Genomic DNA, 7,147 nt, shown 5'->3' on the forward strand with positions numbered 1-7,147 from the left:
CGCGTCGACGCCGATGAAGGCGGCCGGCCTTTCGCGCCGGATCTGGCCGAGCAGTGCGAGCGTCTCCGGCAGGCGACCCCGGCCCACCAATCCCGACGCAAATCGCCCCTCGTCCGGCTCGATCACGACCACGCCCCGCGCGCGCAGCACGTCCAGGTTGGCCTGTGTCGCGGGGTGCACGTACATGCCCCCATCCATCGCGGGCGCAACAACCACCGGGCAGCGCGCGGCCAGCGCCGTCACCGAAAGCAGATCGTCGGCCAGCCCGTGCGCCAGCTTGGCGAGGGTGCTCGCCGTCGCGGGCGCAATCACCAGCAGAGTCGCACCTTCGCCCAGGCCTACGTGTGCGATGTGCGTCGGCAAACCCTCGCCGATGCCCGTCCACATCGACGTATACACCGGGCGGCCCGTCACGGCCTGGAACGCCAGCGGCGTGATGAACCGCTGCGCAGCGTCCGTCATGATCACGTCCACTTGCGCGCCCGCCTGGGTGAGCTTGCTGGCGAGATCGGCGGCCTTATACGCGGCGATGCTGCCCGTTACGCCCAGGATGATGCGCCTGTCCTGCACGACCGAGATCGCTTCCTGCATGGTCCTACCCTCCGCAGAGATGAATCCCGCGCCACAAGCCCGACATACACGTAGGGGCGTATTGCAATACGCCCCTACGAAAACCGCTGCCCAAGTCTGCTGCTCTCAATTCAAGCGCTTGCGGAACGCCTCGGTCAGCGCGGGCACGACCTCGAACAGATCGCCCACGATGCCGTACCGCGCCAGCTTGAAGATCGGCGCGTCCGGGTCCTTGTTGATCGCCACGATCACCTTCGCCGTACGCATCCCCGCCTGATGCTGGATCGCGCCCGAAATACCGATGGCGATGTACAGATCCGGCGAGACAGTCTTGCCCGTCTGCCCGACCTGATGCTCGTAAGGGATCCAGCCCGCGTCGACCGCCGCGCGACTTGCGCCCAGCGCGCCGTGCAGCACGTCCGCCAGATCGCGGATCGGGGCGAAGCCGTCCGGCCCGCCGACACCGCGCCCCGCCGAAACGACGATGCTCGCGTCGGTCAGGCTGACGCCGCCCGCCTCGTGCTCGACGCTTTCGATCGTGGTCGAGACGGCATCTTCGGCCAGCACGGGGGCGACCTCGGTGATCGTGCCGCTGCGGCCCGCGTCCGGTTCCAGCGCCTTGAACGCCCGCGCGCGCAGCGTGGCGAACTTCGGCCCCGCGTCCTGAATGGATTCGACGCGCAGCACCTTGCCGCCGTTCACGGGGCGCACGGCCCGCAGCGTATCGCCGTCGAGCGTCAATTCCGTGACGTCCGTCAGCACACCCGCGCCCGCATCCGCCGCCGCGCCCGCCATCAATTCGCGCCCGTCCGCCGTCGCGGCAGCCAGCACCACGCCCGGCTTCTGTTCCGCAATCAGCTTATCCAGCAACGCGACGTACGGCTCGAAGCGCACCGCTGCCAGCGAGGCATCGTTGGCCTTGATCACCGCGTCCGCGCCGGACTGAATCGCGGCCTGCGCCGCGCTGTCCACACCCTGCCCAAACACCAGCGCCGTGACGGGATCGCTGCCCGCCAACTGCCGCGCCAATCCGAGCGCCTCCAGCGACGCCGGGAGCGGCTTGCCGTCACCCTGCTCGATCCAGACCCACACGCCGCTCATAGCACCTTCTCCTCGATCAGCTTATCGACCAGCGCGGCGGCCTTGTCCTGTGCTGTCGCGCCTTCGATCAGCTCGACCTGTCCCTCGCGCCTGGGCAGTTCCTGGTAGCGCTCCACTTTCACCTTGCCGCTCCCCAGGTCCACGCCCAGATCCGCCGCGCTCCACACCGGGATATCGGCCTTCGCGGCCTTGCGGATGCCGATGAAGGTCGGGTACTTCGGCTCGTTGATGTCCTTCACCACGCTGATCACGGCGGGCAGCTTGCCGCTAATGGTCTGCGTGCCGTGTTCAGTCAGGCGCTGCACGCGGATCGTGCCGCCCGCGAAGTCCACCGCGTCGATCTTGGCGACGAAACCGAGCATCGTCCAGCCCAGCAGCCGCGCCACCTGATAGATGTGCGCATCGGAGGCGCTGTCGGCAAATTCCTTGCCGAAGATCACCAGCCCCACATCACCGAGCTTTTTGATCGCGGCAGCGACCGCCCGCGCATAGACGAGGCTGTCATCGCCCTCAAGCGCCGCATCCCACACGCGCACCGCCTGATCGATGCCGATCGCCAGCCCATGCTTGAGCGCCTCGGCGTGCTGTTCGGTTCCCACGGTCAAGACGGTCGTCTTGACGTTGTGCGCGCCCTTGAGCAGCACCGCTTCGGTAATCGAATATTCATCCCAGGGATTAACCACCATCTTGTCGCCCCAATTGGCGCCGCCGTTCGCGTCCACGGTGATCGTGGCCTCGGTGTCCGGCGTGTTTTTGGTGACTACGACAACGTGCAAGTGACTCCCTCCTTGATAACGTTTATTGATTTATTTCGTTTACCGGCCCTTCTCCAACTGTATTGGAAAGGGGTCGGGGGTGAGCGCTGCTTACTCTTCTTCCTGCCAGAAATCCACGTCATACGCGGGCAGTTCGCAGCGCAGCGGGCGATCCTCACGGAAGCCCAGCGCGTAATCCGCCTGGATGAGCTGCTGGATCTCGCTCGCACCTTCGTAAATGACTGCGCCCTTCGCGTTGCGCAGGTAGCGCTCGACGTCGTACTCGTCGCTGAAGCCGTACGCGCCGTGCACCTGGATCGCTTCCAGCGCCGCCTTGACGCTCATATCTGTAGCGAACCACTTGGCGACCGCCGTCTCGCGCGTGTTGCGCTGGCCTTCGTTCTTCATCCATCCGGCGCGCAGAATCAGCAGGCGTGCGGCATCGTACCACTGCTGCATGTACGCGATCTTCTGCTTGATCAACTGGTGTTCCGCGATAGGCTTGCCAAAGGTGCGCCGCTCCAGCGAATATTTGATGCTGTCTTCCAGGCACGCGCGGATCAGGCCCACCGCGCCCGCGCCGACCGTGTAGCGACCGTTGTCCAGGCAGCTCATGGCGATGTAGAAGCCTTCGCCCTCTTCACCGATGCGGTTTTCGGCAGGCACTTCGACGTCCTGCATGGCGACCCACCCGGTCGATCCGGCGCGCACGCCGAGCTTGCCGTGAATATCGCCTGTGGACACGCCTTTCATGTCGCTGGTGATCATGAACGCGGTGATGCCCTTGTGCGCGGGCTGCGCCGCCGGGTCGGTCTTGGCAAACACCAGAATGTGATCGGCCTTCGTGGCGAGGCTGATCCACATCTTTTCGCCGTTGAGCACGTACACGTCTCCCTCACGGCGAGCCGTGGCGTGCATGCTCACCGGGTCGCTGCCCGCGTCCGGCTCCGTCAGCCCGAACGCGCCGATCTTCTCACCGCGCGCCTGCGGGACCAGGAGCCGCTGCTTTTGCTCCTCCGTGCCCCACTGCAGCAGCGCCATGCTGTTCAGGCCCATATGCACCGACATCACCACGCGCAGGCTGGTATCGACGCGCTCCAACTCCTCACAGACGAGGGCGAGCGTCAAATAGTCGAAGCCCTGGCCACCGTAGCGCACCGGGATGTTGATTCCCAAAATACCCAGCTCGGCCATACGAGGTAACACGCGGGGATGGGGCTGCTGTTTGCGGTCCCACTCCTTCAGCGTGGGGTAGATCTCGCGCTGAGCGAAATCGCGGACCATCTGCTGAGCCATCACGTGTTCTTCGGAAAGCGAAAAGTCCATCGTACAAACGTCCTTTTGAGTGCGAGCGGAGAAACGAAGCCAGACGCCAACACCCGACCGGGCATCCAGGCAGCGCGTTTCTCCTGTTTCATTATAGCATTTTGACTTGTCTTGAGCAGGCGGCGGGCCTCGCCACGCAGGTTAATCGTCGAAGAGGATCACGATAAACCGCTTGGGGCCGTGCATGCCAATTGCCATCGTTTGTTCGATATCCGCCGTCTTGCTTGGGCCGCTGATGATCGTCATCATCGCGGGCTGCGCACCGGATCGCGCCGCTGTAAATGTGAACAGATCCGTCGTCAAGCGCGACGCGGGTACCAGCGCAACATGCACGGGCGGCAGCAGCGTCGCCAGACGGCTGCGCCCTGGCCCGCTGGTCACGATGATCGAGCCGGTTTCGGCCAGCGCGGCATCGGCGCTGCTCACGCCCACATCGGCGGACGCGCAAAACGCGCGCAGATCGCCGTCGGACTGCCCGGCGACGTGCAGCGTGCGCTCCGGCCAGCGCCCTGCCCAATCCATCCCGGCCAGCAGACTGTCGCCATTGACCACCACAGACTGCGCGCCCAGATCGGCCAGCGTACTGTCCAGGGCGGCCAGCGCCTCGTCCAGCGACCCGGCGCGGATCGTCTCGCCCTTGACCTTGCGCAGTGATTCTTCAAACCGGTCGCGCAGATCCTCAAAGTGGCGGCGCGAGCGCCACACGGGCGGCGGCGTCGCATCCCGGCGCTGTGCGGCCACACGGGCCATGATCTCGTCACGCGCTGAGGCCATCACTGCCCCCTTCCCGCTCCAATTCGCTCCACTGCGCCCGGAACGACCGTTTCGCCAGCGCGGGCAGCGCCCGGTCCCCGCCCAGATTGAGCGGTCCCGGCGGGCGCAGCCCTCCTTTGCGCACAAACGGACGCTGGAAGAAGCGCCCCAGCGCGGTAAAGGTCCGGTACAGGCGCGGGTGCGCCATCACGGTGGCTGCCGCGCTCTCGACGAAGTGTTCCGGTCGGCTGACCACGTGACGCTGCACTTCTTCGGCGCGCAGGGCCAGCAGCATCCGGGGAATATCGATGCGCGCGGGGCAGGCTTCCAGGCACGCCCCGCACAGCGAGCTTGCGTGCGGCAGCGCGGCGTATTCTTCCAGCCCAAACATCAGCGGGACCAGTACCGCGCCTATCGGCCCGCTGTAGGGGTGGCCGTAGGTATGGCCGCCCACTTCCTGGTACACCGGGCAGGCATTCAAACACGCGCCGCAGCGAATGCACTGCAGCACTTCCTCGTACTGCGTGCCCAACTGGCGGCTGCGTCCGTTATCCAGAAAAACGACGTGCACCTCTTGCGGCCCATCGGGATCGTCCGCGCGGGCCGGACCGGTGATCGCGGTGGTGTAAATCGAGAGCGGCTGTCCCGTCGCGCTGCGCGCCAGCAGTTGCAGCCACGCCGCCGCGTCGTCCCAGGTGGGCGCGACCTTCTCGATGCCCACGACGGCGATATGAACCGGCGGCGCGCTCGTCACCAGCCGCCCGTTGCCCTCGTTGGTGACCAGCACGACCGTGCCCGTCTCCGCTACGGCGATATTCCCGCCGCTGATGCCGATGCCCGCCGCCAGGAATTTCTCACGCAAGATGCCGCGCGCCAGTTCGGTCATGCCGGGGATGTCGTCCGGCGGCATCACACGCCCGGCCTCCTGGCTGAACAGCTCCGCGACCTGTTCGCGCGTCTTGTGCAGCGCCGGACCGACGATGTGCGCGGGCGTCTCGCCTGCCAACTGGATGATCCACTCGCCCAGGTCCGTCTCGACCGGATCGATCCCTGCCGCCGCGAGCGCCTGATTCAAATGAATCTCTTCGCTCGCCATCGACTTCGACTTGACGACCAGATCCGCGCCATGATCGCGCGCGATGCTCAGCACGATCCCGCGCGCCTCGGCAGCGTCTCGTGCCCAATGCACCTGCGCTCCCGCCGCCGTCGCGTTACGCTCGAACGTTTCCAGGTGATCGGCCAGCCGCGCCAACGTCGAGGAACGGATCGTCTTGAAGTGATCGCGCAAAACGTCCGCGTCGGGCAGTTCTTCCAACGCCGACGCGCGCCCGGTGCGGAAATTCAGCGTCGCGCCGTCGATAGCGCGCTGAAGCATCGGATCGTGAATCGCACGGATCGCCTGGGTACGGAACTGGGGGAACGTTGCGCCAACATTCGGCTCGCTCATCGGGTCAGCTCCTCCAACACGGTGGCGACGTGCTCGATGCGCAGCCCTTCGGCCAGCCCGCGCATCTGCATCAGGCAGCCGGGATCGGCGGTCACCATCAGATCGGTTTCGGTCGCCACGGCGCGGCGCAGCTTTTCACCCGTCATCGCGTTAGACAGTTCCGGCATGCGGACCGAGAAGATGCCGCCGAAGCCGCAGCAGCGCCCCGGATCGACCATCTCGACCAGCGTGCAGCCCGCCGCCTCCAGCAGCGAGCGCGGCTCGTCGTGCAGGTGCAGCATGCGGTTCATGTGGCACGAATCGTGATAGGTCACACGCGGCGCGTGAGGGTTGGCCTGCGGCTGCCACTGCGCCTGGTGCACCAGGAACTCGCTCAGTTCGTAGGTTTTCGCGGCCAGGGCTTGCGCACGCGCGTGCCAGTCCGGCCACGGCTCCAGCAGGTGCGGATACTCCGCGCGCATCATTGTCGTGCACGATCCGCTCGGCGCGACCACCGCGTCATAAGGCTCGAAGATCTCGATTGCGCGCTTGACCAGCGGCAGCGCGCGCTCGCGGAACCCGCTGTTAAAAAAGGGCTGTCCGCAGCACGTCTGCTCCTGCGGGAACTCGACGGTATAGCCCGCCCGCCGCAGCAGCCGCACGGCAGCCATCCCCACTTCCGGCATGACCTGATCCACGATGCAGGTCACCATCAATGCAATGCGTTTTGATTCGGCCATCATCAGCCGCCCATTGTCTGCATATCCCGGCCAAGGAGGTAATAAAAACTTTCGGATCGCAAAAAGAGCTTAATTTACCGCCTGCATTTTCCATGCGTTATTGTGCCACAAAGCCCACTCAGATGCGAGTTTCGCGCGGTGTCACTCCTGCTTGACGTACCCCAGCAGCAGCACCAGCGCCGCCACATCGATCAGGGCAGCAGCAGCCCCGCTCGCCAAAATCCCGACGCCCAGCAGCGGCGGCCCGATCAGCGTCCCGGCCATACGCCCCAGCGATGTAATCGCGGAATTACCCGCCATCAGCGTGGCGCGAGCCGAGGGCACAAGTTCGGTCATCAGCGGAATGCTGCTCACAATGGCAAACTCGAATGTGATGAAAAACAGAAACAGTCCAGCCAGCGCGCCTTCACGCGTGGTACCCAACCCCGGCAGCAGCAGCCCCGCCACGGCGTTCGTGCCGATGCCCAGCGCCACCG

At 65.6% G+C, this 7,147-nt stretch carries 7 protein-coding genes and 1 pseudogene; all 8 read right to left on the reverse strand.

All coding sequences use genetic code 11. The annotated features are described in order from the left end of the window. Nucleotides 1-591 (reverse strand): flavoprotein (locus V7116_RS24830; RefSeq protein ID WP_324394691.1); only part of this gene is annotated, 591 nt, incomplete at its 3' end. A gap of 105 nt (nt 592-696) precedes the next feature. Further along, nucleotides 697-1,671, reverse strand: coding sequence for an electron transfer flavoprotein subunit alpha/FixB family protein (locus V7116_RS24835; protein ID WP_324394692.1), 975 nt, complete (start codon nt 1,669-1,671; stop codon nt 697-699). Then, nucleotides 1,668-2,447 carry an electron transfer flavoprotein subunit beta/FixA family protein gene (locus V7116_RS24840; protein ID WP_324394693.1) on the reverse strand — a complete coding sequence of 260 codons (780 nt, stop codon included), beginning with the start codon at nt 2,445-2,447 and terminating at the stop codon, nt 1,668-1,670. The genes V7116_RS24835 and V7116_RS24840 overlap by 4 nt, the downstream gene beginning before the upstream one ends. Nucleotides 2,448-2,537: 90 nt before the next feature. Then, complete coding sequence (locus V7116_RS24845; protein WP_324394694.1) at nt 2,538-3,752, reverse strand: acyl-CoA dehydrogenase family protein; 1,215 nt, start codon at nt 3,750-3,752, stop codon at nt 2,538-2,540. 141 nt (nt 3,753-3,893) lie between these two features. Then, a complete protein-coding gene (locus V7116_RS24850) occupies nt 3,894-4,526 on the reverse strand; it encodes a LutC/YkgG family protein (protein WP_324394695.1) in 633 nt (210 codons plus the stop codon). Beyond that, on the reverse strand, nt 4,510-5,952 hold the full coding sequence (locus V7116_RS24855) for a LutB/LldF family L-lactate oxidation iron-sulfur protein (protein ID WP_324394696.1): 1,443 nt from the start codon (nt 5,950-5,952) through the stop codon (nt 4,510-4,512). Before V7116_RS24855 ends, V7116_RS24850 begins: the two co-directional genes overlap by 17 nt. Beyond that, complete coding sequence (locus tag V7116_RS24860) at nt 5,949-6,671, reverse strand: (Fe-S)-binding protein (RefSeq protein ID WP_324394697.1); 723 nt, start codon at nt 6,669-6,671, stop codon at nt 5,949-5,951. Before V7116_RS24860 ends, V7116_RS24855 begins: the two co-directional genes overlap by 4 nt. Before the next feature lie 141 nt (nt 6,672-6,812). Further along, a pseudogene (locus V7116_RS24865) lies at nt 6,813-7,147 on the reverse strand (hypothetical protein); the annotation flags it as partial.

The sequence above is a fragment of the Aggregatilinea sp. genome (assembly GCF_036822615.1).
Lineage (GTDB): Bacteria > Chloroflexota > Anaerolineae > Aggregatilineales > Aggregatilineaceae > Aggregatilinea.

What these genes read in the sequence shown, in the direction of transcription:
- V7116_RS24835 (WP_324394692.1), bottom strand. Translation starts at nt 1,671, where the DNA reads ATGAGCGGCGTGTGGGTCTGGATCGAGCAGGGTGACGGCAAGCCGCTC.
- V7116_RS24845 (WP_324394694.1), bottom strand. Translation starts at nt 3,752, where the DNA reads ATGGACTTTTCGCTTTCCGAAGAACACGTGATGGCTCAGCAGATGGTC.
- V7116_RS24850 (WP_324394695.1), bottom strand. Translation starts at nt 4,526, where the DNA reads ATGGCCTCAGCGCGTGACGAGATCATGGCCCGTGTGGCCGCACAGCGC.
- V7116_RS24855 (WP_324394696.1), bottom strand. Translation starts at nt 5,952, where the DNA reads ATGAGCGAGCCGAATGTTGGCGCAACGTTCCCCCAGTTCCGTACCCAG.
- V7116_RS24860 (WP_324394697.1), bottom strand. Translation starts at nt 6,671, where the DNA reads ATGGCCGAATCAAAACGCATTGCATTGATGGTGACCTGCATCGTGGAT.